Annotated in this window: 1 protein-coding gene; it reads right to left on the bottom strand. The window is 69.8% G+C overall.

Translation table 11 applies throughout. The features are described 5' to 3' along the window. The coding region (locus VT50_RS37630) for an AMP-binding protein (protein ID WP_240529495.1) at positions 1–1,472 on the bottom strand (1,472 nt) is incomplete at its 3' end. Positions 1,473–1,531 lie beyond the last annotated feature (59 nt).

The following is a 1,531-nucleotide window of genomic DNA, read 5'->3' as shown; positions in this document are numbered from 1 at the left end:
ACCACCAACAACACATACTCCGACGGCCCCATCCTCAACAGCCGCGCCCGCCACGGCAGATCAACACTCAGATCAAAGCCCCGGGCAGAGTGCGCCACCAGGGTCTGCGGCAACTCCTGCTCCGTGGTGTCCACGACCACGAGCGACGGTCGGCCGTCGCCGCCCGCCAGCACATGCTGACGCGGTTCGCCATCGGTCTCGGGGAAGACCGTACGTAGACTCTCGTGCCGGTCGGCGACATCACCGAGCGCCGCCTCCAGAGCAACCGCGTCCAGTTCGCCCGAGAGGCGCAGCGCCAGTGGCAGGTTGTAGCCCGCGCCTTCTCCCACGCCTTCGAGGCGGTTGAGGAACCACATCCGGCGCTGCGCGTACGACAGGGGTACGGAGTCCGGCCGAGGGCACGGCACCAGTACGGGGCGGGCGCGGCCGTCCGCGTGGCCTTCTTCCTCGATACGGCGAGAGAGGAGGGCGACCGTGGTGGCGGTGAAGAGCTCACGGATGGTGATCCGGGTGTCGAGCACCGCCCGGACCCGGGCAATGAGCCGCATCGCCAGGAGTGAGTCACCGCCGAGCTCGAAGAACGAGGCATCGGCACTGACCCGCGCCACGCCAAGCACCTCGGCGAAGAGCCCGCACAGGATCTCTTCGGTCGGAGTGGCCGGGCCCCGGCCCTTGATGGTGTCTGTGGTGTCGGGGGCGGGGAGCCCGGCGCGGTCCAGCTTGCCGTTGACCGTCAGCGGCAGCGCGTCCAGCACGACGACCGCCGGGACCATGTACTCCGGCAGCCGGTCCGCCGCGAACGCACGTACCGCCGCGACGCTCACCTCCCCATTGGGGACCACATACGCGACCAGTTGCTTGTCCCCGGGCCCGTCTTCCCGGACCACCACCGCGACCCGGCCCACCCCCTCGCAGGCGGCCACCACCGCCTCGATCTCACCGGGCTCGACACGGAAACCACGCACCTTCACCTGCTCATCGACCCGCCCCGCGAAGACCAGATCACCCTCAGCGGTCCACTTCGCCAAGTCGCCACTGCGATACATCCGGCCACCCGGAGCAACGAACGGGCAGGCCACGAAACGCTCAGCGGACAGGCCCGGGCGGCCGACATACCCCCGAGCCAGCCCGGCACCCGCGATATACACCTCACCCGCGACGCCCACCGGCACCGGCTTGAGAAACTGATCGAGCACATAGACACGGGCGTTGGGGAGCGGGCGGCCTATCGGCGGCGCCTCCTCCAGCCCCGCAGCCAGCGGAGTGGCGGTGGCCGTGGTGATGACGGTCGCCTCGGTCGGCCCGTAGGTGTTCCACACCCGCGCACCCACCGACCACCGACCAGCCAACTCCACACTCAACCGCTCCGCACCCAACACCCAATTGCCGATACCCGGCACGGCATCCGGGTCCAGCACCCTGAGCAGTGACGGCACCACGCTGGCCACGCCCACCCCACACCGGCCGACCATCTCCGCCAACGCCCGCGGATCCCTACGCTCCTCCGCACTCGCCACCGCCAACGTCCCAC

This window comes from Streptomyces antioxidans, assembly GCF_000968685.2.
In the GTDB taxonomy this organism is placed as follows: Bacteria; Actinomycetota; Actinomycetes; order Streptomycetales; family Streptomycetaceae; genus Streptomyces; species Streptomyces antioxidans.
The sequence above is the reverse complement of the archived record's forward strand: the minus strand, read 5'-3'. Positions and strand labels throughout refer to the sequence as shown.